This window comes from Rhizobium sp. Leaf371 (genome assembly GCF_001424045.1).
Taxonomy (GTDB): domain Bacteria; phylum Pseudomonadota; class Alphaproteobacteria; order Rhizobiales; family Rhizobiaceae; genus Ferranicluibacter.
Genome location: NZ_LMQB01000001.1, coordinates 302,258 through 323,478, shown reverse-complemented (window position 1 = coordinate 323,478; position 21,221 = coordinate 302,258). Strand labels below are relative to the sequence as shown.

The 21,221-nt window shown below is 63.3% G+C and carries 20 protein-coding genes and 1 tRNA gene; 10 read left to right on the top strand and 11 right to left on the bottom strand.

The window, feature by feature from the left end; all coding sequences use genetic code 11:
• Window positions 1–4 precede the first annotated feature (4 nt).
• Window positions 5–811: a DUF1045 domain-containing protein gene (locus tag ASG39_RS01405; RefSeq protein WP_062592106.1), complete on the bottom strand. Its 807-nt coding sequence runs from the start codon at window positions 809–811 to the stop codon at window positions 5–7.
• A gap of 183 nt (window positions 812–994) precedes the next feature.
• Here ASG39_RS01405 and ASG39_RS01400 point away from each other — a divergent pair, with 183 nt between their 5' ends.
• Window positions 995–1,384: a PRC-barrel domain-containing protein gene (locus tag ASG39_RS01400; RefSeq protein WP_062593298.1), complete on the top strand. Its 390-nt coding sequence runs from the start codon at window positions 995–997 to the stop codon at window positions 1,382–1,384.
• Window positions 1,385–1,459: 75 nt separating this feature from the next.
• Here the strand turns inward: ASG39_RS01400 and ASG39_RS01395 are convergent, their stop codons facing one another.
• Complete coding sequence (locus ASG39_RS01395; RefSeq protein WP_062592104.1) at window positions 1,460–1,993, bottom strand: tetratricopeptide repeat protein; 534 nt, start codon at window positions 1,991–1,993, stop codon at window positions 1,460–1,462.
• An 83-nt stretch (window positions 1,994–2,076) separates the two neighbouring features.
• Entirely contained in the window at window positions 2,077–3,252 is a 1,176-nt protein-coding gene (locus tag ASG39_RS01390; RefSeq protein WP_062592101.1) for an FAD-dependent oxidoreductase, read from the bottom strand.
• 38 nt (window positions 3,253–3,290) lie between these two features.
• On the opposite strand from ASG39_RS01390, the gene mnmD reads away from it, so the two are divergent.
• The 5 genes from mnmD (at window position 3,291) to ASG39_RS01365 (ending at window position 9,381) form a co-directional block, all read left to right on the top strand.
• Complete coding sequence (gene mnmD, locus ASG39_RS01385; RefSeq protein ID WP_062592099.1) at window positions 3,291–4,043, top strand: tRNA (5-methylaminomethyl-2-thiouridine)(34)-methyltransferase MnmD; 753 nt, start codon at window positions 3,291–3,293, stop codon at window positions 4,041–4,043.
• A 298-nt stretch (window positions 4,044–4,341) separates the two neighbouring features.
• Window positions 4,342–5,889: a DEAD/DEAH box helicase gene (locus ASG39_RS01380; protein WP_082476827.1), complete on the top strand. Its 1,548-nt coding sequence runs from the start codon at window positions 4,342–4,344 to the stop codon at window positions 5,887–5,889.
• A gap of 309 nt (window positions 5,890–6,198) precedes the next feature.
• Window positions 6,199–7,593: a circularly permuted type 2 ATP-grasp protein gene (locus tag ASG39_RS01375; RefSeq protein ID WP_082476925.1), complete on the top strand. Its 1,395-nt coding sequence runs from the start codon at window positions 6,199–6,201 to the stop codon at window positions 7,591–7,593.
• A gap of 5 nt (window positions 7,594–7,598) precedes the next feature.
• Window positions 7,599–8,537, top strand: a complete 939-nt coding sequence (locus ASG39_RS01370) for an alpha-E domain-containing protein (RefSeq protein WP_062592095.1) — start codon at window positions 7,599–7,601, stop codon at window positions 8,535–8,537.
• A 19-nt stretch (window positions 8,538–8,556) separates the two neighbouring features.
• Window positions 8,557–9,381 carry a transglutaminase family protein gene (locus tag ASG39_RS01365; protein ID WP_062592092.1) on the top strand — a complete coding sequence of 275 codons (825 nt, stop codon included), beginning with the start codon at window positions 8,557–8,559 and terminating at the stop codon, window positions 9,379–9,381.
• Window positions 9,382–9,586: 205 nt separating this feature from the next.
• Here the strand turns inward: ASG39_RS01365 and ASG39_RS01360 are convergent, their stop codons facing one another.
• From ASG39_RS01360 to chvE, 5 genes are all read right to left on the bottom strand, one after another.
• The gene (locus ASG39_RS01360; RefSeq protein ID WP_132531797.1) at window positions 9,587–9,832 is read right to left on the bottom strand and encodes a type II toxin-antitoxin system Phd/YefM family antitoxin; all 246 of its coding nucleotides are present in this window, start codon (window positions 9,830–9,832) and stop codon (window positions 9,587–9,589) included.
• A gap of 58 nt (window positions 9,833–9,890) precedes the next feature.
• The gene (gene araD1 / locus ASG39_RS01355; RefSeq protein ID WP_062592088.1) at window positions 9,891–10,880 is read right to left on the bottom strand and encodes an AraD1 family protein; all 990 of its coding nucleotides are present in this window, start codon (window positions 10,878–10,880) and stop codon (window positions 9,891–9,893) included.
• 99 nt (window positions 10,881–10,979) lie between these two features.
• Complete coding sequence (gene mmsB, locus ASG39_RS01350; RefSeq protein WP_062592086.1) at window positions 10,980–12,188, bottom strand: multiple monosaccharide ABC transporter permease; 1,209 nt, start codon at window positions 12,186–12,188, stop codon at window positions 10,980–10,982.
• Window positions 12,188–13,723, bottom strand: a complete 1,536-nt coding sequence (gene mmsA / locus ASG39_RS01345) for a multiple monosaccharide ABC transporter ATP-binding protein (RefSeq protein WP_062592084.1) — start codon at window positions 13,721–13,723, stop codon at window positions 12,188–12,190. The genes mmsB and mmsA overlap by 1 nt, the downstream gene beginning before the upstream one ends.
• A gap of 118 nt (window positions 13,724–13,841) precedes the next feature.
• Complete coding sequence (chvE, locus tag ASG39_RS01340; protein ID WP_062592082.1) at window positions 13,842–14,909, bottom strand: multiple monosaccharide ABC transporter substrate-binding protein; 1,068 nt, start codon at window positions 14,907–14,909, stop codon at window positions 13,842–13,844.
• 279 nt (window positions 14,910–15,188) lie between these two features.
• Between chvE and ASG39_RS01335 the strand changes: the two genes are divergently transcribed.
• The gene (locus tag ASG39_RS01335; protein ID WP_062592080.1) at window positions 15,189–16,166 is read left to right on the top strand and encodes a LysR family transcriptional regulator; all 978 of its coding nucleotides are present in this window, start codon (window positions 15,189–15,191) and stop codon (window positions 16,164–16,166) included.
• Window positions 16,167–16,279: 113 nt separating this feature from the next.
• On the top strand, window positions 16,280–16,798 hold the full coding sequence (locus ASG39_RS01330; protein ID WP_062592078.1) for a hypothetical protein: 519 nt from the start codon (window positions 16,280–16,282) through the stop codon (window positions 16,796–16,798).
• Window positions 16,799–16,822: 24 nt separating this feature from the next.
• Here ASG39_RS01330 and ASG39_RS24370 read toward each other — a convergent pair whose 3' ends face one another.
• Window positions 16,823–17,107, bottom strand: coding sequence for a hypothetical protein (locus ASG39_RS24370; RefSeq protein ID WP_244481092.1), 285 nt, complete (start codon window positions 17,105–17,107; stop codon window positions 16,823–16,825).
• Between the two features lie 342 nt (window positions 17,108–17,449).
• On the opposite strand from ASG39_RS24370, the gene iolG reads away from it, so the two are divergent.
• Complete coding sequence (gene iolG / locus ASG39_RS01320; protein ID WP_062592077.1) at window positions 17,450–18,445, top strand: inositol 2-dehydrogenase; 996 nt, start codon at window positions 17,450–17,452, stop codon at window positions 18,443–18,445.
• 31 nt (window positions 18,446–18,476) lie between these two features.
• Here iolG and ASG39_RS01315 read toward each other — a convergent pair whose 3' ends face one another.
• Together ASG39_RS01315 and ASG39_RS01310 are read right to left on the bottom strand one after the other, a co-directional pair.
• Window positions 18,477–20,030 (bottom strand): cryptochrome/photolyase family protein, encoded by a 1,554-nt coding sequence (locus ASG39_RS01315; RefSeq protein WP_062592075.1) that lies wholly within the window; start codon window positions 20,028–20,030, stop codon window positions 18,477–18,479.
• 70 nt (window positions 20,031–20,100) lie between these two features.
• Window positions 20,101–20,799, bottom strand: a complete 699-nt coding sequence (locus ASG39_RS01310; RefSeq protein ID WP_062592073.1) for an SDR family oxidoreductase — start codon at window positions 20,797–20,799, stop codon at window positions 20,101–20,103.
• A 277-nt stretch (window positions 20,800–21,076) separates the two neighbouring features.
• Between ASG39_RS01310 and ASG39_RS01305 the strand changes: the two genes are divergently transcribed.
• Window positions 21,077–21,153, top strand: a tRNA-Arg gene (locus tag ASG39_RS01305).
• The last annotated feature ends 68 nt before the right edge of the window (window positions 21,154–21,221 follow it).

The following is a 21,221-nucleotide window of genomic DNA, read 5'->3' as shown; positions in this document are numbered from 1 at the left end:
TCCTTTACGCGCCGGTGGTCAGCCGTCGCATGGCCTTGGCCATCTGCACTTCGCGCGCGGGCGTCGCCGCCGATGTCGTGGGGTCGGAAGGTGCGGCGAAGCGCGCCGTCGGCTTGTGGGCCGAGAGCTTGCCGAGAGGATGCTGGGAATGGACGCGCAACGGCGCCCCAGCGCCCGGTTCGATGAACAAGGCGAGGCTTGCGACCTTCACCGGCTGCGCGAGCGCCGCGGCAAACTGAATCCGCAACGGCCCTTCCATCTTCTGGCGCATCGCGGCCGTCATCGGTCCGGTCAGCATCATGTGAAAGCGGTATTCGTCCATGACGAAGGGATCGCCCCAGCGATGCAGGTTGGAAAACTGCGGCGCCGTCAGCTTGTCGGCGTTCAGGCGCGCGATGTCCCCATCGGTGAAGGGCGCCCGGAACTCATCGAAGGCCTGAACGACCCGCGCCGCCAGATGCGTCAGCGGTTCGCACGGGACGCGCGGGCTGAGCCCAAAGGCGCTGCCGAGCCAGGAGACTTCGAGATCGGGGATTTCGAACGGGCCGATCTCGCCGGCAAACCGCATCATCGCCTTCAGCAGCGCCGATTCGGTTCTGTCTCCGGCCAGATGAAACGGCGCCTTGATCGACCCGTGAAAGCCGTAGCGCCGGGGAACGGCGGTGTAATACGCCATGTCCTGCGCAGAGCATCCTGCGACCGACAGTTGTTCGCAAAGATCGCCGGAATAGACGTTGCGCCCCAGCCAGTCGGCGGCAGCCACGGAAAGCGGATCATGGATCGGCGGAGTGAAGCAGATGGCGTAGCGCATGGCAAACCTCGGTTTACCCCCTGCGCTACGTGATTTGCATGACAGCCTGACGAAGCCGGCCTCTGTCACGGCGCGAAATCCAGGGAACCCGAGCGCCGTCCAAACGTTTATCGAGCATCAAGCCAGAAGAGGAGACGGAACGTGACCTATCACAACCCCAATCTGAATGACGGCAGCCTCAACATGCCGGGTGACAGCTCTAAACTTCAGGATGCCAGCATCGTGGAGACTCACGACCTGATCGCAAGCGACAAGGTCGAAGGCACACGCGTCTACGGTGCCGATGGCGAGCGGATCGGTTCGATCGAGCGACTGATCATCGGAAAGCGCAACGGCCAGGTCGCCTATGCCGTTCTCGGCTTCGGCGGCTTCCTCGGCATCGGCGAGGATCATTATCCGATCCCGTGGACGAAGCTGAGCTATGACGAAGCTCTGGGTGGTTATCGCACGGAACTGACGCGCGAGCAGGTCCAGAAGGCGCCGAAATATCGCAGCGACGACGAATATGCGTGGAACCGCGAAAACGGCCGCCAGGTCTACGATTATTATGGCGTGCCGCCCTACTGGATGTAGGTTTCACACACGGACGACAGATGCGGGGCGCGCCGGAAGGCAGCGCCCCTTTTTCATGGGCTCAGATTCATGGGCTCAGATTTTTGACGGGTCGGCGATGACCTCCGCGAGGTCCTTATATTCTTCGCAGTCCGTGCCGCAGATCGACTTAATGGTGTCGAGCTGGGCACGCGCGAGATCGATCTGACCCTTCACCACATAGGCCTCGCCCAGATATTCCCGAACCTTCGCATATTTCGGGTCCTTGTCGACCGACTTGAGATAGTAGCCGATACCCTCGTCGGTCTTTCCGAGCTTGCGCGTGGCATAGCCGCGATAGTTCAGAACTTCGGCCGTCTCCTGATCCTTGACCGTGTCTAGAACCTCCAGCGCCTCGGCATAGCGCTCCGCCTTGGCAAGCGCATAGGCGTAATCCGCCTTGTTCTCGTCCGTCAGATTGGAGCCCTGCTGCTTGACGCATTTCTTGGTCTTCTGGTCGTAGACCTCGCCCTTCTTGCAGACGGGCGTGCTCGGGCTGTCATCCCCCGCTGCAAGGGCCGGCGACAGGAAAAGGCCCGAAGCGAGGCAAGCGCCGGCAACGAGGGACAGGACGTGTTTGGACATCGACATGGGATCCTCCAGGCTGACGGATAGGTCATCCGCAACTGTCGAATATTCTTACAGACGCAGGCAGATCACGGCAAGCAGCGAGATCAGGCGCGTGATGGCGCGACAAGGTGGTTCTCGCACCGGAACGATGCGGGAAGCGTGATCGCCCCTTCCGGATCCGTCGGCCGTCCGCCGAGGCCCTCCACCACGGCCTGCGCCAAGCGATGGGCGATGCCGAAACTGATCTTGAAGCCGCCGGTCATCAGGTGCAGGCGCGGATGATCCGGATGCACGCCGGCCATCGGGTCCCGCCCGATCGCGCGCGGACGCAGCCCCGCCCAGCGCTCGAGGATCGGCGCACCGGCGAGCGCCGGAACCAGTGTCTCCGCCTTTGCGAGAAGACCGTCGAGCCGCTGGTCCGTCGCGAGCGGGTCGGCATACGCCACCTCGCTGGTGCTGCCGATCGCCACGCCGCCCGCGTCATGCGCGATGACGTAGACGCCGTCCGAATAGAGGATCGGCAGGCCCGGATCGAGATCGACCGCAAGCCGCGCCGCCTGTCCCTTGACGCCGGTGCCGCTCGCCGGCCTCGGCTCTCCGCCCACGACCTTCGGCAAACCGTCGATCATCGGAAAACTGTCGACGCCTGCGGCCAGCACGATATGCCCAGCATGAATGACGCTGCCGTCGGACAAAGCCACCTGCCCGCGCTGCGGATCGATGCCGCGCACGGCGCATTGCTCCCGGATCGTCACGCCACGCATCGTTGCGAGCATCGCCGTCAGAAGTCGCAGCAGGCCGCGCGGCGAGACGCGGGCCGCAAGCCCGTCGAATACGGCGCCTTCGGCAACGGCATCCGGGGAGAACAGGCCGTCCGGTGCGGCATCGAGCACACGCCAGGGAAAGCCGCCGCTCCCGCTTTGCCAGTTGATATCGGCGTCGCCGACCTGCCGAAGCGCGATCGCCCGCAAATGCGGCTTTGCCAGCGGAATGAGCCGGCCTGTCCGCCTGTATCCCGCGGAAAGCCCGGTCTCCGCCTCCATCGCGCGGATCTCGTGCTCCAGCGACACCAGCGCATCGAACTGGAACTGCTTCTTGTCGTTCCACCTGTCGGGCGTGTGCGGCATCAGCGCGCCGAGCAGGCCGCCGCTCGCGCCCGCCCCGATCGTCGTGCGCTCCACGAGAAGCACCTCAAGCCCCGCGCGGGCGGCGTGAAGCGCCGTCCAGAGACCCATGATGCCCCCGCCGATGACGACCAGATCCGTCTTCCCATCCGCCATCGATTGACCTTGCCCGCCGGGCTTATTATCGCTTGTCCATGATCGAGAGCCGCCCGACCACCCCTGCCGACGCTGAAACGCCGAGCCGCCAGACGCTCAGCTGGCACACCGGCGATATGCCGTATTCGGTGGAATTTGACGACCATTTTTATTGCCGCACGGACGGACGGCTGGAATGCGGCCATGTCTTCCTGGAGGGCAACGGCCTGCCGCCGCGCTGGCAGGACGCGCAGATGTTTACGATCGGCGAACTCGGCTTCGGAACCGGGCTCAATCTCTGCGAGACCTGGCGCCGGTGGAAGCTGGCCGCAAAGCCACCCGGCGCCCGTCTCGCCTTCTCCTCCTTCGAGCGCTTTCCGATGCAGGCGTCCGACATCGCCCGCGCGCTCTCCGCCTGGTCCGAGATCGAGGAGGAACGCGAGGCGCTGGTCGCGGCATGGCCGGAGACCCTGGCAGGCACGGTCCGTCTTGACCTTGCAGACGACGTCACGCTCACCATCGTCTGCGGACCGGCCTTGGAGACGGTGACACGCGCGCCCACGGTCTTCGACGCCTGGTATCTCGATGGCTTTGCGCCCTCTCGCAATCCGGACATGTGGTCTGCAGAGCTGATGGCGGCGGTCCACGACCGCACGGCCATCGGCGGAACCTTTGCAACCTACGCCGCGGCCGGTTTCGTTCGACGCAACCTGCAGGCCGCGGGCTTCCGGGTCGAGCGTCATCCGGGCTTTGCCGGCAAGCGGGAAATGCTGCGCGGCACGCGTCTTCACGCACCCTTGGAAGCCGTGTGAAAGCGACGTGCCTTTCGCACATGCGAAAAGACGTCTTGACTTTTTGACTTCAAACAACGACATGAGGGCCAGCGTCACCTTCCGGCCGCCGCGTGAGCGAGCCAAGCGGATTTTGTCAATCCGTCGCGAAGGCTAAGCGCACCTATGAGACCGTGCCACATTCGGCACCCGCAGCGCAGACAGCTTTTTCAACCCACCAAGATCCCATCTCACGCGGGGTTCTTGAAACCAGATGACCCGGAACCGCAGAAAGCGTTGTTTCCGGTCCCTGTCGTTTGGCGCCCCGAAAGGCATACCTTTGACCGATTTTACTTCCCTTGGCCTCTCCGAGCAGATGGTAGCGAACCTCACACTGGAAGGTTTCACCAAGCCGACGCCGATTCAGGCCGAAGCGATCCCGCTCGTCATGGCAGGCCATGACCTCATCGGCCTCGCACAGACCGGCACCGGCAAGACCGCTGCCTTCGGCCTGCCGATGATCGAGCGCATGCTCGCCGACGGCAAGCGCGCCGACCCGCGCAACGTCCGCGCGTTGATCCTCGCGCCCACCCGCGAACTGGTGAACCAGATCGCCGCCAACCTGAAGGTCTTCGTCAAGAAGAGCCCGCTGCGCATCGGCCTCGTCGTCGGTGGCGCCTCCATCAACAAGCAGACCCAACAGTTGGAACGCGGCGTCGAAATCCTCGTCGCCACCCCCGGCCGCCTGCTCGACCTTCTCAACCGCAAGGCCGTGACGCTGACCACCGCGCGCTACCTCGTGCTCGACGAAGCCGACCAGATGCTGGACCTCGGGTTCATCCACGACCTGCGCAAGATTTCCAAGCTCGTCCCGAAGAACCGCCAGACCCTGCTGTTCTCGGCCACGATGCCGAAGGCGATCGCCGATCTCGCAGGCGACTACCTGACCGATCCGAAGCGCGTCGAAGTCGCAACCGCCGGCAAGGCTGCCGACAAGATCGAGCAGTTCGTGCATTTCGTGAACGGCAAGGACGGCAAGGTCACGCTGCTCAAGCAGTCGCTGACCGCAAACCCCGACGGCCGCGCCATCGTCTTCTCGCGCACCAAGCATGGCGCCGAAAAGCTGATGAAGCACCTGGAGTCGGTCGGCTATTCCGCAGCCTCCATTCACGGCAACAAGAGCCAGGGCCAGCGCGAGCGCGCCCTGAAGTCCTTCCGTGACGGCGAGATCAAGGTTCTGGTTGCCACCGACGTTGCCGCCCGCGGCATCGACATCCCCGGCATCACCCACGTCTACAACTACGATCTGCCGGAAGTCGCCGAAGCCTATGTTCACCGCATCGGCCGGACCGCCCGTGCGGGCCGCGACGGCATCGCCATCGCCTTCTGCGCACCGGACGAAGCCCGCCTGCTGCGCGACATCGAAAAGCTGATGGGCATGACCATCACGGTCGCCAGCGGCGAAGCACCGGCGCACATCTCCCGCGCACCGGCCCCCCGCAATGCACGTGGCAATGGTGGCCGCGGCAGCAACAATGAAGGCCGCAACGGCCAGGGACGCGGCGAAAACCGCGGTGGCCAGGGTCGTGGTGAGAACCGCGGCGGCGAGAACAATCGCCCGGCCCGCGTGGCACAGGCCCCGAGCCCGTTTGCGGGCGACGATCTCCTGGCCGGCGACGACAATGCGCAGCGCCGCGAACACCGCAAGGGCCAGGGCCCGGCCGCACAGGCCGCCCATCAGGCAGCCCTTGCCAAGCGCAACGGCAACCGCAACGGCCGTCCGGGTGGCGCACCCCGCACCTCCAGCCGCGGCCCTCGCCCGGCAGCCGGCAGCCCGGGCGCACAGGCCGCCCAGCGCCGTGAAGGTTCGCGCCGCGAAGAAGCATAAGATAGACGGACATTTGAAGATGGGAAAACGGCGGGACGGAAGTTCCGCCGTTTTCCTTTGTGTCGTCCGGCTCGTTTCGAACCTATGCGCTCATTCGATAAGCAGGTGCGAAGATATTGAGCGAATTCCCGCGGCAAGGCCGGGAGGTCGCCTTGTCATTCCCCCTGCGAAAGCCATCTTCTTGCCCAAGGGGACAGCCGGAACGGGTGAAAATTTCTTTCCGGCTGAAACGAGCATGCTTCTTGCATTGCCGAAGCGCTTGTAATCAAATGGCTTAAAAAGGGGACCAGGCCGTTGGCATTCGATGAAATGATGAATGCGGACAACACTCCGCGACCGCCTTACGCAACATACAACGAATGGTATGCCAACCAGGACAGAGCCCGCCTGATCGCCAAGTCGAAAGAGGCCGAGAACATCTTTCGCAAGACCGGCATCACGTTTGCCGTCTATGGCCATGCCGACAGCGCCGAGAAGCTCATCCCCTTCGATCTCATTCCGCGCATCATCTCCGCACGGGAATGGCGCCGTCTGGCGCAGGGCATCGAGCAGCGCGTGCTCGCGCTCAATGCCTTTCTGGACGACATCTACCACAAGCAGGAAATCATCAAGGCGGGTCGCATTCCGCGTGAACTGATCGAGAAGAACGATGCCTTCCTGCCGCAGATGGTCGGCATGCGTCCGCCGGGCGGGGTCTATACGCACATCGTCGGCACCGACATCGTGCGCACCGGCGAGGACCAGTTCTACGTTCTCGAGGACAATGCCCGCACCCCCTCCGGCGTGAGCTACATGCTCGAAAACCGCGAGACGATGATGCAGATGTTCCCCGAGCTGTTCTACCAGAACCGCGTCCAGCCGGTGGAGAACTACCCCTATCTGCTGCGCCATTCGCTCGCCGCCGTCGCCCCTCCCGGCTGCGAGGGCAAACCGCGCGTCGCCGTGCTGACGCCCGGCATCTACAATTCCGCCTATTACGAGCATGCCTTTCTGGCCGACATGATGGGCGTCGAGCTGGTCGAAGGCTCGGACCTGCGCGTCATCGACGGCAAGGTGCGCATGCGCACCACCCGCGGCTACGAGGCGATCGACGTGCTCTACCGCCGTGTGGACGACGACTATCTCGATCCGCTGACCTTCAAGCCGGAATCCGCCCTCGGCATTCCCGGCATCATGGATGTCTACCGCGCCGGCAACATCACCATCGCCAATGCGCCGGGCACCGGCATCTGCGACGACAAGGCGATCTATTCCTACATGCCGGAGATCGTGGAGTTCTACACCGGCCGCAAGGCACTGCTCGAAAACGTGCCGACCTGGCGCTGTTCGGAGCCCGACAGCCTTAAATATGTGCTGGAAAACCTTGCCGACCTCGTCGTGAAAGAGGTCCACGGCTCCGGCGGCTACGGCATGCTCGTCGGCCCGACGGCCTCCAAGAAGGAACGGGCGCTGTTTGCCGACAAGCTGAAGGCGCGCCCGAGCAACTACATCGCGCAGCCGACTCTCTCCCTCTCGACCGTTCCGATCATGGTCAACAAGGGCATCGCGCCGCGCCATGTCGATCTCAGGCCGTATGTGCTGGTGTCCGACAAGGTGCAGATCATTCCCGGCGGCTTGACCCGCGTGGCCCTCAAGGCCGGCTCTCTGGTGGTGAATTCCAGCCAGGGCGGCGGCACGAAGGACACCTGGGTACTGGAGGACTGATCGGCATGCTCGGAAGAACAGCAAACGGCCTATACTGGATGTTCCGCTATATCGAGCGGGCAGAAAACAGCGCCCGCCTGGTGGATGCCGGACTGCGCATGTCGCTCACCCGCTCGCATCTCGGCGAAGACAACTGGGAAAGCGTGCTCCAGAGTTCGGGCGTCATGGACATCTACGAGCAGCGTTACGAGAGCGCGACGAGCGCGGACGCCGTCGATTTCCTGCTGCGCGAGACCAGCAACCCGTCGAGCGTGCTCTCCTGTATCGAGACCGCCCGCAGCAATGCCCGCATGGTGCGCACCGCATTGACGCGCGAGACATGGGAAGCGGTCAACGAGTGTTATCTCGACCTGAAATCCATGCTCGCCCGCCGCGTGAAGGCCGCCGATCTGCCGGAGGTCATCGACGCGATCAAGCGCAAGACGGGTCTTATCCGCGGTGCCTTCCACGGCACGATGCTGCGCAACGACCTCTTCAACTTCTCGCGCATCGGCACCTTCATCGAGCGTGCCGACAACACCGCCCGCATTCTCGACGTGAAATACTACGTCCTGCTGCCGGCCGTGTCGCAGGTCGGCACGGCGATCGACAATGTCCAGTGGGAATCGATCCTGCGCTCGGTGTCGGCCCATCGCAGCTATGGCTGGGTCTACGAGGCGGAATACAAGGCGGCCAACATCGCCGACTTCCTCATCCTCAACGGCCGCATGCCGCGCTCGCTCGCCTATTGCTACGACAAGATCAACAGCAATCTCGGCTATCTCGAGCGGGAATATGGCGAGCGGCACAGCGCGCACGACACGTCGGAGACCACGCTGAAATCGCTGCGGAACTGCTCGATCAAGGACGTGATGGATCAGGGCCTGCACGAATATATCGAGACGTTCATCACCCAGAACAATCGTCTGAGCCAGGAAATTTCCGACGGCTACAGGTTCTATTGAACAAGGACACATCCGGCGTATGCGACTGAAAATCACCCACACGACCGAATACAGCTATGCGGAGCCGGTCAGCTACTCGCTGCAGCGGCTCCGTCTCACGCCCTTCTCCCAGCCGGGACAGACCGTCCTGAACTGGGAGACCTCGGTCGAAGGTGCCAAGGTGGAGGTCGGCTACGAGGATCATTTCGCCAACCGCGTGACCCTCGTCAGCGTCATGGGCGACCAGATCCGCATGCGCATCGTGGCGACCGGCGAGGTCGAGACGCAGGATCGCGCCGGCGTGTTCGGGCCTCACCAGTCCTACATCCCGCTCTGGCTCTTCCAGCGCGACACGCCGCTGACCAAGCGGACGAAGCAGATCCGCGATCTCGCCAAGTCGCAAGGCGGCGATGGTGTGCTGGCGCAGATGCACGATCTCATGGGCGCGATCCATGAGGCCGTGACCTTCGAACCGGGATCCACAGGCACGGAGACGACGGCGGACGAAGCCCTCACGCGCGGCATCGGCGTCTGCCAGGATCACGCCCACATCTTCATCGCGAGCGCCCGCTCGCTCGGCCTGCCCGCCCGCTACGTCTCCGGCTACCTGATGATGGACGACCGCACCGAGCAGAGCGCCACGCATGCCTGGGCCGAAGCCCACCTCCCCGGTCTCGGCTGGGTCGGTTTCGACGCTGCCAACGACGTCTGCCCCGACGAGCGCTACGTCCGCATCGCCACCGGCCTCGACTACCGCGACGCCGCCCCCATCTCCGGCCTCGTCCACGGCGCCGCGAATGAAACGCTGACGGTCGCCCTGACGGTGGAGCAGCAGGGGCAAAGCCAGAGTCAGAGCCAGAGCTGACTCGAAGAGGCGTCGATGACCCTTGGAAGCCCGGGTTGACCCGCTGTCGATGCGGTGTGGCGAAGCGGGAGCCGGATGACGTTCAGAGTTGGGCCGGAATTGTCGAGAGATATCCGGTCGCGCTAGTCGAGAAGCGTCCTTGCCCTGCGTTTCAGTCTGGGATCATCCTGAACGGCCCAGACGAGGACGTGGGTATCCACCACCATCAAGACTGCGCGTTCCAGTCTCCGGCCCCGGAGACTGGGCCGAAGGAATCATCGAAATCGTAACCGGCGCTCCTCAAAGCACCGATCAAGCTGGGACGCCGCTTTGGGTGAGAAAGCGGGGTCATCATTGCAACCGGTTCGCCGCCCTTGGTGACGATCACAGGCTCCCCGTCGTCCCTCATGCGGTCGATGATCGTCATGCACGTTGCTTCAAATTCCACAGCACCAACACGTCGAACGCTCATGGCCTACCTCCGGAACATGCAAAAAAGATAGGCTGTTGGCGGAAGTGGCACAAGACCTCTACAGCACCCCCACCGTCACCACCTCTTCGGCGCCCACCACAAGCCGGTTGCGCAACGGCAACCCGAACCCCTCGGCCTCCATCTCGAAAAGGTCGCCCGCCTGCGTCCGCACGCCGTCACCGAACGACAGCGTTGCCGTGCCGAACATGTGCACATGGACATCGCCGGGCGTGCGGAAGAGGGCGTATTTGAAGTGGTGATGTTCGAGATTGGCGAAGCTGTGGGACATGTTGGCTTCGCCGGAGAGAAAGGGTTTTTCCCACAGGACGGCGCCGTTGCGCAGGATGCGGGAGGTGCCGCGGATGTCGGACGGGGCGTTGCCGATGCGGATCTCCGGACCGAAGCTGGCGGGGCGCAGCTTCGAATGGGCGAGGAAAAGATAGTTGACGCGCTCGGTGACATGGTCCGAGAACTCGTTGGCGACGGCAAAGCCGAGCCGGAAAGGCTGGCCGTTCTCGGCGATGACGTAGATGCCGGCCATTTCGGGCTCCTCCCCGCCATCGGCGGCGAAGGCCGGCGAGACGAGATCGCCGCCGGGAGCGGCAAGCTGCAGGCCGTTGCCCTTGTAGAACCATTCCGGCTGTACGCCCGTTTCGCCCGGCTTCGGCTTGCCGCCTTCGAGACCCATCCGGAACATCTTCATCGAGTCCGTCATATCAGCCTCGTCCTTTGCCGATGCATGCATCGCGTCGCGCGTGGCAGCCGAGCCGAGATGGGTGAGGCCCGTGCCGGTGAGGTGGAGATGGGCCGGATCGGGATGGGTGATCGGTGGCAGGAAGCGGCCCTCTGCAGAGGCTGCCTGGAGATCGACGACACCGGCCACGCCCCGCGCCGTTACGATATCGGCGAGCGTCCGCCCGGAATTGGCGGCTTCGAGCGCCAGCGCGTAGACGCTCCGCGCGCCACGCACGGCACGCCCCGGCTCTCCCTCTTCGCGAATGGCGACCGTGATCGAACCGTCTTCATTGCGGATCTGCGACATCAGCATGGTGTTGTCCTCCCTCTCTCGAACGCAAACGCCGCCATCTGATCCTGTCAGACGGCGGCGTGATCTCGAACGACGTGAGCGTTCCCTCTCGGGAAACGTTCAGCCCTTGTTCTTGTTGTAGACGTCGAAGAACACGGCGGCGAGCAGGACCAAGCCCTTGACGAGCTGCTGGTAGTCGATGCCGAGACCCATGATCGACATGCCGTTGTTCATGACGCCCATGATGAACGCGCCGATGACCGCACCGGTGATCTTGCCGACGCCGCCCGAAGCCGATGCGCCGCCGATAAAGCAGGCGGCGATGACGTCGAGCTCGAAGCCGACGCCGGCCTTCGGCGTTGCCGAGTTGAGGCGGGCCGCGATGATCATGCCGGCAAGCGCTGCGAGAACGCCCATATTGACGAAGGTCAGGAAGGTCAGGCGCTCGGTATTGATGCCCGAGAGCTTGGCGGCCTTCTCGTTACCGCCCATGGCGTAGATGCGACGGCCGATGGTCGAACGCGTGGTGATGAAGGTGTAGAGCGCGATCAGGAGCGCCATGACGATCAGCACGTTCGGGAAACCGCGATAGGTCGACAGCTGGAAGCCGAGGAAGATCGCGACGGCACCGATGATGGCCATCTGGATGGCGAAGAACACGAAAGGCTCGTTCTCCGTGCCGTGCTTGTCGTTGCTCTTGCGCTCCTTGAGGCCGGAATAGACGGCGAGACCGACGAGGACGATCACGGCAATCAGCGCGAAAAGGTTGGTGACGATCGCCGGGTTCGGATTGGCAAACCAGAGCAGGTCCGGCACGAAACCGGTCGAGAGAATCTGGAATTCCTTGGGGAACGGGCCGATCGGGCGGTTCTGGAGAATGAGGTAGGTCAGGCCGCGGAACACGAGCATGCCGGCCAGCGTCACGATGAAGGACGGGATCTTCTGATAGGCGACCCAGTAGCCCTGCGCCGCGCCGACGAGACCGCCGAGAACGAGGCAGAGCGGCACCACGAGCGAATAGTGAATGCCCCATTTCACCATCATGACCGCCGACAGGCCACCGGTAAAGGCGACGATCGACCCGACCGACAGGTCGATATGGCCGGCGACGATGATGAGCAGCATGCCCAGCGCCATGATGACGATGAACGAGTTCTGCAGGATCAGGTTGGTGATGTTGACGGGGCGGAAGAGCACGCCGCCGGTGACGAACTGGAAGAACAGCATGATGACGACGAGCGCGACCAGGAGGCCGTATTCGCGGATGTTGGCTTTCAGATAGGCGCCGACGGACGGCTTTGCTGCTGGTGCGCTGGTTTCAAGGACCATTAGTGCTTCTCCCCGGAGCGCATGATGGCTCGCATGATGGATTCCTGGCTGGCTTCACCCTTGGGGAGTTCCGCGACGATGCGACCTTCGTTCATGACGTAGATGCGGTCGCAGGTTCCCAGGAGCTCGGGCATCTCGGACGAGATCATGAGAATGCCTTTGCCCTCGGCAGCCAGCTGGTTGATGATGGAATAGATTTCGTATTTCGCACCGACGTCGATGCCGCGTGTCGGCTCGTCGAGGATGAGGATTTCCGGATTGGTGAACAGCCACTTGGACAGCACGACCTTCTGCTGGTTGCCGCCCGAAAGGTTCACCGTTTCCTGGTAGATCGAATGCGAGCGGATGCGCAGGCGCTTGCGGTAGTCGGTGGCGACCTCGCGCTCACGGTGCCCGTCGATCACGCCGCCCTTGGCCACGGCCGGCAGGTTGGCGAGCGTCGTATTGTGCATGATGTTGTTGTTCAGCACGAGACCGAGATGCTTGCGGTCCTCGGTGACATAGGCCAGCCCCGCCTCGATCGCCTTCTGGATCGTGCTGACATCGACCGGCTTGCCGTGCATCATCACGTCGCCGGTGATCTTGTGGCCCCAGGAACGGCCGAAGATGCTCATGGCCGTCTCGGTGCGTCCGGCGCCCATCAGGCCTGCGATGCCGACGACCTCGCCGGCGCGAACCGTGAAGTTCACGTCATGCAGGAACTGCCGGTCGCGGTGGTGCTGGTGGTAGACGTTCCAGTTCTTCACTTCCAGCAGCGTGCTGCCGATCTTCGGATCGCGCGGCGGATAGCGGTCGTCCATGTCTCGCCCGACCATGCCCTTGATGATCCGGTCTTCGCCGATATCCTCATTGTGGCAGTCGAGGGTTTCGACCGTGCCGCCATCGCGCAGGATGGTGATCTTGTCGGCAACCGTCTTGATCTCGTTCAGCTTGTGCGAAATGATGATCGAGGTCATGCCCTGCTTGCGGAATTCCATCAGCAGATGAAGGAGGGCGGCCGAATCCGTCTCGTTGAGCGACGCCGTCGGCTCGTCGAGGATCAGAAGGCGCACCTTCTTCGACAGGGCCTTGGCGATTTCCACCAGCTGCTGCTTGCCGACGCCGATATCGGTGATCAGCGTTGCGGGCGATTCCTTCAGGCCGACCTTGGCGAGAAGCTCGCGCGTGCGGGCGAATGTTTCCTTCCAGTCGATGACACCCTTGGACGCCACCTCGTTGCCGAGGAAGATGTTTTCCCCGATCGAGAGCAGCGGAACGAGCGCCAGTTCCTGGTGAATGATGATGATTCCGAGATGCTCGCTGTCCGAAATGTCCTTGAACTGGCGGACCGAGCCGTCGAAAACGATGTCCCCGTCATAGCTGCCGGCGGGATAGACGCCGCTCAGCACCTTCATCAGGGTCGATTTGCCGGCACCGTTCTCGCCCACGAGCGCGTGGATTTCGCCCTCGCGAACCTTGAGATTGACGTCGTCGAGCGCTTTCACGCCGGGAAACGTCTTGGTGATGCCCCGCATTTCGAGAATGTAATTGTCCATGTCAGGCGTTCCAGTGGCCGTCCGTCTTGCGATGAGGTGGGACGGGCCGAGGGTCAGGCTCCTCATATGCCAAAAGGGTCCGCGACTGGTATCGCGGACCCCATGATAGCGTGATCGCTTAGTTGTCGATCTGCTCGGCGGTGTAGTAACCAGCGCCGACCAGGACGTCCTTGGCGTTCGTCTTGTCGACGGCAACCGGCTTCAGCAGGTAGGCCGGAACGACCTTGACGCCGTTGTCGTAGGTCTTGGTGTCGTTGATCTGGGGCTCCTTGCCGCTGATCACGGCATCGACCATGCCAACGGTAACCTTGGCCAGTTCGCGCGTATCCTTGAAGATCGTCGAGTACTGTTCGCCAGCCATGATCGACTTGACCGAAGGTAGTTCGGCATCCTGGCCGGTGACGATCGGCATCGGCATGTCGCCGGAGCCGTAGCCAACGCCCTTCAGGGCCGAGATGATGCCGATCGAGAGACCGTCATAGGGGGAGAGAACGCCATCGACCTTTGCGTCGGTGTAGGTCGAGGACAGCAGGTTTTCCATGCGGGCCTGTGCAACGGCACCGTCCCAACGCAGCGTGCCGACCTGTTCCATGCCCATCTGGCCGGACTTGACGACGATCTTCTTGGCATCGATCAGCGGCTGGAGAACCGACATGGCGCCATCGTAGAAGAAGAAGGCGTTGTTGTCGTCCGGCGAACCGCCGAACAGTTCCACGTTCTTCGGCTCGGTTGCGCCGTCGAGCTTCAGGCCGTTGACGAGCGTCGTTGCCTGGAGAACGCCGACCTGGAAGTTGTCGAACGTCGCGTAGTAGTCGACATTGCCGCTGTCGCGGATCAGGCGGTCATAGGCGATGACCTTGACGCCGGCTTCGTGGGCCTTGGCGAGAATGTCGGAGAGCGTCGTGCCGTCGATGGCGCCGATGACGAGAACCTTGGCACCCTTGGTGACCATGTTCTCGATCTGGGCGAGCTGGTTCGGAATGTCGTCGTCGGCAAACTGCAGGTCGGCGGTGTAGCCGGCTTCCTTGAACAGCTTTTCCATGGTCTCGCCGTCCGAGATCCAGCGCGTCGAGGTCTTCGTCGGCATGGAAATGCCAACGGTGCCCTTGTCCTGCGCGAACGCCGGGAAGGCGAAGGACGCGACGCCGATGGCGGCAGCGGCCAGAAGTGATGTTACCAGTTTCATACGGTCTCTCCCTGGAGTGTTGACCGCGCCGGCCTGAAGCCGTCGCGATATGTGCAGCGCTGGACGCACCCGAGAATCGATCCCGAGTTGGGAGGGCAAATGGATGAAGAAATCCCCCCGGCTTTAACCTCCGCAAGCGCCGGCGCACATCGCCGCAAACTGGAATCAAACTCCATAACTGTCAAATACAATATTCGATCACTCCCATAATTTTTTTGGTATAATAAATGAAAAGAATGTGATTTTTAACGGCGTGGGGAGCTGGGGGAGTCACGTCACATGGAAGACACGGAAAATCAAGGACTTGTGCCGTTCGGCGCGTCCGCGCGCAATGTTTTCAAGTCCGGGCTGAAGCTCGTGCACCTGCACCTCATCCTCGCCATCGAGGACAGGGGCCAGATCAGCGCGGCGGCCGAGGCTTTGGGGATCTCGCAGCCGGCGGCATCGCGCATGCTCGGAGACATCGAATCGATCCTGCGGGCACCGCTCTGCGAGCGCGTGGCCCGGGGCGTCGAACTCACGCCCTACGGCAAGGCGCTCGCCCGCCGTGCCCGCACGATCTTTCTCGAACTGCGCGAAACCGCGCGCGAGATCGGCGAACTGAAGACCGGTCGCGGCGGTTCGGTGTCGCTCGGCTCGGTCACCGGCCCTGCCCTGCATCTCGCCGTGCCGGCCATGCACCAGGTGACGACCGCCTATCCCGGCATCGAGATCAGCATCCAGATCGAAAACAGCAACGTCCTCATCCGCGAGCTCATGGCCGCTCGGCACGACTTCGTAATCGGCCGAATTCCCGACGATATCGACCCCCGCCAGTTCGATCTCGTGGAGATCGGATCCGAGGATGTCTGCCTGATCGTTCGCGAAGGGCATCCCCTGCTCGAAAAGCCCGTCATCGTGCATGAGGATCTGCCGGGCCACGACTGGGTTTTCCAGCCGGCGGGAACGCTGCTGCGCCGCGCCGTCGAGGATAGCTTTCTCGCCAGCGGCGTGCCGCTGCCGACCACGACGATCAACACCTCCTCGATCATCCTCACGCTCTCCATCGTGCGCAACACCAATGCGATCGCGCCCGTTGCCCGGGACGTGGCCGAGCTGGTGGCGAGCAACGGCACGTCGATCGGCGAGATCCGCGTCCTGCCGATCGATTTCGCCATCACCATCCGCCCCTACAGCCTCATCACGCCGCGCGGTCGCGAACTTCCCCCCAGCGCCAAGCTGCTGCACGACCTGATTCTCCAGGAGGCCAAGGCCTGACAGGCGACCCTGTGTCCAACATGGACAGGCTTGCGCAATCCTGTCGTGCTTGGGTCGAGCCGAGGACAGCCGTGCCCCCACGGCGACGCCAGGGCTTTTCCGGGGAGACGGCCATGTTCGGCAAATCGCTCTTCCAGTCCGTGCTCGAACGGATCGAAGAGGAAAATCCGCGGGACGAGATCGAGGTCGCGACGCGCGCCGGCATTTCAGGCCTCAACACGGGCCTTGCCTTTTCCTGGGAACCCGCAGCCGCCGGCGACGCCGTGCGGCAGGCCTATGCCGACATGGAAGAAGCCCCGAGCCCGAGCCCGACGCCCGAACCCGAGCCACTGCCCGAAATCCCGGAGCGCCGTGCCCCCGAACCTCCGCCGCGAGAGCGACCCGCGCATCTCGACCGGCTGTCACCCGCCGAGGTGGCCGAGGACCTTGAGATATCGAATGCCGACACGCCGACGACGCTCGCCGAGAAGCGCCGGGCCTTCGCCATCCGCAATCATCCGGATCGCCACGCGCCGGAAGACAGCGAGGCGGCGACCACACGCATGACGATCGCCAATATGCTGGTGGACGAGGCCTTGCGCCGGCTGAAGCGCGGCCTGCCGATCGGCATGACGGCCCCCCGCCCGAGATAGCGAACGCGTCCCGGCCTCTGACGATCAGGCCTTCGGTTCGTCGCGGAAGGGTTTTTCGGACGGGTCAGCCGAAGGCGCATCCACCGCGCGCTCGGTCTCCGTCTGGACACCCTCGGCCGCACCCGTAGGCTTGAAGAACACGATCAGCGTCGCCGAGGTATAGGCGGTGACGGCCAGAAAGATCATGCCCCATGTCGTGGCGCCGTTCCAGAATTCGACGGCCGTCCAGAGCGCGCAGCTCCCGACGATCAGCAACCGCCTCCAGAGAGGGCGATAGAAAGGGTGATCCGGATCGATGAACTTCTGCATGCGCCCTCTTGGAGCGGTCGCGCGCGCTGATGGATGTGGAGATGGCGCAACCGTTGGCAAAGGACATGCGCAAAAAACATCCAAAGCGCAAGGCCAGCGACTTGACGGGCATAGATCCAACGGAATAAAAATTCCAAACAAAGATCAGGATCAATCTTTCGTTCCGGCGATGGCAAGCCGCATCTCGACCCTGTATGACCTTGGCAAGGATGCGACAGTGCCGGTCTCTCTCCGGTCTCGACCCGACAGGTCTGCCACGGCGGATCGCCTAGCGCTTGTGCGGAGTGAGCGTATCATTCCGCGTCCTCTGGCTCTCAGGGCCGATCTATCGAAAGTGGTAACATGACTGTGAGATTTGGTCTCCTCGGCGCCGGCCGTATCGGCAAGGTCCATGCCAAGGCCGTGAGCGGCGACGCCCATGCACGCCTCGTTGCCGTTGCCGACGCATTTCCGGCGGCCGCACAGGCGATTGCCGACAGCTATGGCTGCGAGGTTCGCACCATCGAGGCGATCGAAGCGGCGGATGACATCGACGCCGTCGTCATCTGCACGCCCACCGACACCCATGCCGACCTGATCGAGCGTTTTGCCCGCGCCGGCAAGGCGATCTTTTGCGAAAAGCCGATCGATCTGGATGTCGGCCGCGTTCGCGATTGCCTGAAGACCGTCGCTGCCACCGGCGGCAAGCTGATGGTCGGCTTCAACCGCCGCTTCGATCCGCATTTCATGGCCGTGCGCCAGGCCATCGACGACGGCCGCATCGGCGATGTGGAAATGGTCACGATCATCTCCCGCGATCCCGGCGCGCCGCCGGTGGATTACATCAAGCGCTCGGGCGGTATTTTTCGCGATATGACCATCCATGATTTCGACATGGCCCGCTTTCTCCTCGGCGAAGAGCCGACCATCGTCACGGCCCATGCCGCCGTGCTGGTCGATCCGGAGATCGGTACCGCCGGCGATTACGACAGCGTCTCTGTGATCCTGGAAACCGCCACCGGCAAGCAGGCGATCATTTCCAACTCGCGCCGCGCCACCTATGGCTACGACCAGCGGATCGAGGTGCATGGTTCCAAGGGCGTCGTTTCCGCCGAAAACCAGCGCGCCGTGTCGATCGAGATCGCCAATGGCGAAGGCTACACCCGCCCGCCCCTGCACGACTTCTTCATGACGCGCTACACCCAGGCCTATGCCAACGAGATCGCAAGCTTCATTTCCGCCATCGAGACCGGCACGGAAATCGCACCTTCAGGCGCGGACGGCCTGGCGGCACTCGCCCTTGCCGAAGCCGCGCTTCGCTCCGTCAAGGAAAAGCGCCAGGTCGCCGTCGAGGTCTGAGCCTTCAACGGCCGACACGGGGGGTAAGCCTTCAATAGGTCTTCGGCAGGGCGTCCAGTTCCGCAAGGAATGCCCGGGCGCTCTGCCGCGTTTCCCTTTTCTGCTCGGGGCCCATGCGCCCCCAGGCGGCATAGACCGGCCCCAGCCGGTGGTTGCCCCTTAGCTTGTCCTCGTTACGCGCCAGAAAATCCCAATAGAGCGCGTTGAACGGACAGGCATCCTTTCCCGTCTTCTTGCGGACGTCATAGGCGCAGCCTTCGCAATAATCCGACATGCGATTTATGTAGTTGCCGCCGGCCGCATAGGGCTTCGAGCCGAGAAAGCCGCCATCGGCAAACTGGCTCATGCCGATCACATTCGGCAATTCCACCCACTCATAGGCATCCGCATAGACCTCCAGATACCATTGGTGGATCTCCAGCGGGCGCACGCCGGCCAGCATGGCGAAATTGCCGGTGATCATCAGCCGCTGGATATGGTGGGCATAGGCATTGTCGCGCGTTTCCGTGATCACCTGCCGAAGGCAGGCCATGCGCGTCTCGGCCGTCCAGTAGAAATCCGGCAGCGCCCGATCCGCCTCCAGAAAATTCATCTCGCGATAATCCGGCATCTTCAGCCAGTAGACCCCGCGGATATACTCGCGCCAACCGATGATCTGGCGAACGAAGCCTTCGACCGCATTCAGCGGCGCATCGCCCGCGAGATAGACGGCCTCGGCCCGGCGACAGAGATCGAGCGGATCGAGCAATCCGGCATTGAGGTAGAACGACAACAGCGAATGGCTGAGAACGGGATCGCCCGACAGCATGGCATCCTGCCGCTCGCCGAACCGCGGCAGATGGTCGGCCATGAACCGGTCGCGCAGCGTCTCCGCCTGTTTCCGGGTGACAGCGAAATCGAACCCCTCGAGCCGCCCGAAATGCTGAGAAAAGCGACGCCCGACCAGCGCCAGCACCTCTTGCGTGATCGCATCCGGTTTAAACCCTTTTCGCGGCTGCGAGAACAGATCGAGCGTTGCGGGCTTGCGGTTTTCAGCGTCGAAATTCCAGCGCCCGCCGGCCGGCGTGTCGCCCTCCATCAGGAGCCCGGTCTTGACGCGCATCTCCCGGTAGAACGTCTCCATCCGCAACTGCCGCCGCCCGCCGGCAAAGGCTGCAAACGCGGATCGGGAACAGAGAAATCTGTCATCGTCGAGGATCTCGACAGGCACGTTGAACGCCCGCTGCCAGCCGTTCATCATCTCCAGAACACGAAACTCGCCCGGCTCGGTGACGACGACGCTGTCCGGCCGCAAAGCCGACACCGCACGCCCGACCTCGCCCCCGAACGACCCGGTATTCCCCTCGTCCTCCAGGCGGACATAGCGCACGGTCAGCCCCCGCGCCCGGAGATCGTCGGCGAAATGGCGCATGGCCGAAAACAGGAAGGCGATCTTCTTTGGATGATGCCGCACATACTGCGCCTCCTCCATGACCTCGCACATCAGCACGACATCCTGCACGGACGCGTCCCCGAGGCTCGACATCTCCGGCGACAGCTGGTCCCCGAGGATGACGATCAGCTTGCGGACTTTCCTGTCGCTCATCTCACGCACGCCTTTTCTCCGCACAGCGAAGCGCCAGCCCCTTCCCACATGCCAAAGCCAGGCCGCGCCGCTACCATACGATCGCCGTTCCGTCATAGGCAAAGAACTGCCCGGTCTCGGCCGGCGAGAGATCGGAGATCACCGAGAGAAGCGCTGCCGCCGCCGCTGCCGGCATCATCTTGTCGGCATGCTTGCCATGCGTGGCCGTCAGCCCGGTTTCCACGGTGCCGGGATGCAGGGCAACGACGACGCTCTGGGGACATGTCCGCGCGATCTCGATCGATGCCGTGCGCACGATCTGGTTCAACGCCGCCTTCGCCGCACGATAGGAGATCCAGCCGCCAAGCCGGTTATCGCCGATCGACCCCACCCGCGCCGAGAGTGTCGCGAAGGCGCAGGGCCGATCCCGCGGCAGCAAGGGCGCAAAATGCTTGATCAGCAGGGCCGGCCCGATCGCGTTCACGGCAAACTGCCGCGCCATGATGGCGGGGTCGATCGCCCGGATCGCCTTCTCCGGCCCATGTCCCTCGATCTCCAGCGCCCCCGTCGCATCGAAGACGAGATCCACCGACCCGAAACCATCGCCGATGCGCCGGGCGGCGGCGGCAACCGACACCTCGTCGGTCACATCCATCCCGTCATCCCGCCGCGACAGCCCGACCGCCGCGCCGCACCGCGGATCGTCCTGAAGCGCGGCCAGAACCGCAGACCCGATGCCGCCGCTCGCCCCGAGAACCACCGCCCGATATCCTTGCTGAAACCCCGGCATCCACCCTCCCAATTCCGGCATTGGCCCGGCCCTGGCCGGACATCGGCCCGGCATTGGCCCGACACTGGCGCCGCATCGACCCGGCCATCCCGGCGAGCCGCCGCACGGTTCGTTATCCAAATCTGATCCTATCTACGCTCGCCCCCTCCAACCGGATCGCCGATCCCTCCATCTCCGACCCGCCCCAGCCGATTTTCCACCAATCCCCCTCTTCCCCATTGATGCCGACCCGAACCTGAGCTATGAACCCCTCATCCACCCGGCAAAGCCGGTTGCTGCACCCGTAGCTCAGCTGGATAGAGTGTTGGATTCCGATTCCAAAGGTCACAGGTTCGAATCCTGTCGGGTGCGCCAATTAATGCAAGATCCACGGATGCTCCCTCACCTTCACCGGCGAAAGCGAAACGTGGTTGATCAAGAAG

What these genes read in the sequence shown, in the direction of transcription:
- mnmD (WP_062592099.1), top strand. Translation starts at nt 3,291, where the DNA reads ATGATCGAGAGCCGCCCGACCACCCCTGCCGACGCTGAAACGCCGAGC.
- mmsA (WP_062592084.1), bottom strand. Translation starts at nt 13,723, where the DNA reads ATGGACAATTACATTCTCGAAATGCGGGGCATCACCAAGACGTTTCCC.
- ASG39_RS01330 (WP_062592078.1), top strand. Translation starts at nt 16,280, where the DNA reads ATGTTCGGCAAATCGCTCTTCCAGTCCGTGCTCGAACGGATCGAAGAG.
- chvE (WP_062592082.1), bottom strand. Translation starts at nt 14,909, where the DNA reads ATGAAACTGGTAACATCACTTCTGGCCGCTGCCGCCATCGGCGTCGCG.
- ASG39_RS01310 (WP_062592073.1), bottom strand. Translation starts at nt 20,799, where the DNA reads ATGCCGGGGTTTCAGCAAGGATATCGGGCGGTGGTTCTCGGGGCGAGC.
- ASG39_RS01395 (WP_062592104.1), bottom strand. Translation starts at nt 1,993, where the DNA reads ATGTCGATGTCCAAACACGTCCTGTCCCTCGTTGCCGGCGCTTGCCTC.
- ASG39_RS01335 (WP_062592080.1), top strand. Translation starts at nt 15,189, where the DNA reads ATGGAAGACACGGAAAATCAAGGACTTGTGCCGTTCGGCGCGTCCGCG.
- araD1 (WP_062592088.1), bottom strand. Translation starts at nt 10,880, where the DNA reads ATGCTGATGTCGCAGATCCGCAATGAAGACGGTTCGATCACGGTCGCC.
- ASG39_RS01360 (WP_132531797.1), bottom strand. Translation starts at nt 9,832, where the DNA reads ATGAGCGTTCGACGTGTTGGTGCTGTGGAATTTGAAGCAACGTGCATG.
- iolG (WP_062592077.1), top strand. Translation starts at nt 17,450, where the DNA reads ATGACTGTGAGATTTGGTCTCCTCGGCGCCGGCCGTATCGGCAAGGTC.
- ASG39_RS01315 (WP_062592075.1), bottom strand. Translation starts at nt 20,030, where the DNA reads ATGAGCGACAGGAAAGTCCGCAAGCTGATCGTCATCCTCGGGGACCAG.
- ASG39_RS01400 (WP_062593298.1), top strand. Translation starts at nt 995, where the DNA reads ATGCCGGGTGACAGCTCTAAACTTCAGGATGCCAGCATCGTGGAGACT.
- ASG39_RS01375 (WP_082476925.1), top strand. Translation starts at nt 6,199, where the DNA reads ATGATGAATGCGGACAACACTCCGCGACCGCCTTACGCAACATACAAC.
- ASG39_RS01370 (WP_062592095.1), top strand. Translation starts at nt 7,599, where the DNA reads ATGCTCGGAAGAACAGCAAACGGCCTATACTGGATGTTCCGCTATATC.
- mmsB (WP_062592086.1), bottom strand. Translation starts at nt 12,188, where the DNA reads ATGGTCCTTGAAACCAGCGCACCAGCAGCAAAGCCGTCCGTCGGCGCC.
- ASG39_RS01365 (WP_062592092.1), top strand. Translation starts at nt 8,557, where the DNA reads ATGCGACTGAAAATCACCCACACGACCGAATACAGCTATGCGGAGCCG.
- ASG39_RS24370 (WP_244481092.1), bottom strand. Translation starts at nt 17,107, where the DNA reads ATGCAGAAGTTCATCGATCCGGATCACCCTTTCTATCGCCCTCTCTGG.
- ASG39_RS01390 (WP_062592101.1), bottom strand. Translation starts at nt 3,252, where the DNA reads ATGGCGGATGGGAAGACGGATCTGGTCGTCATCGGCGGGGGCATCATG.
- ASG39_RS01405 (WP_062592106.1), bottom strand. Translation starts at nt 811, where the DNA reads ATGCGCTACGCCATCTGCTTCACTCCGCCGATCCATGATCCGCTTTCC.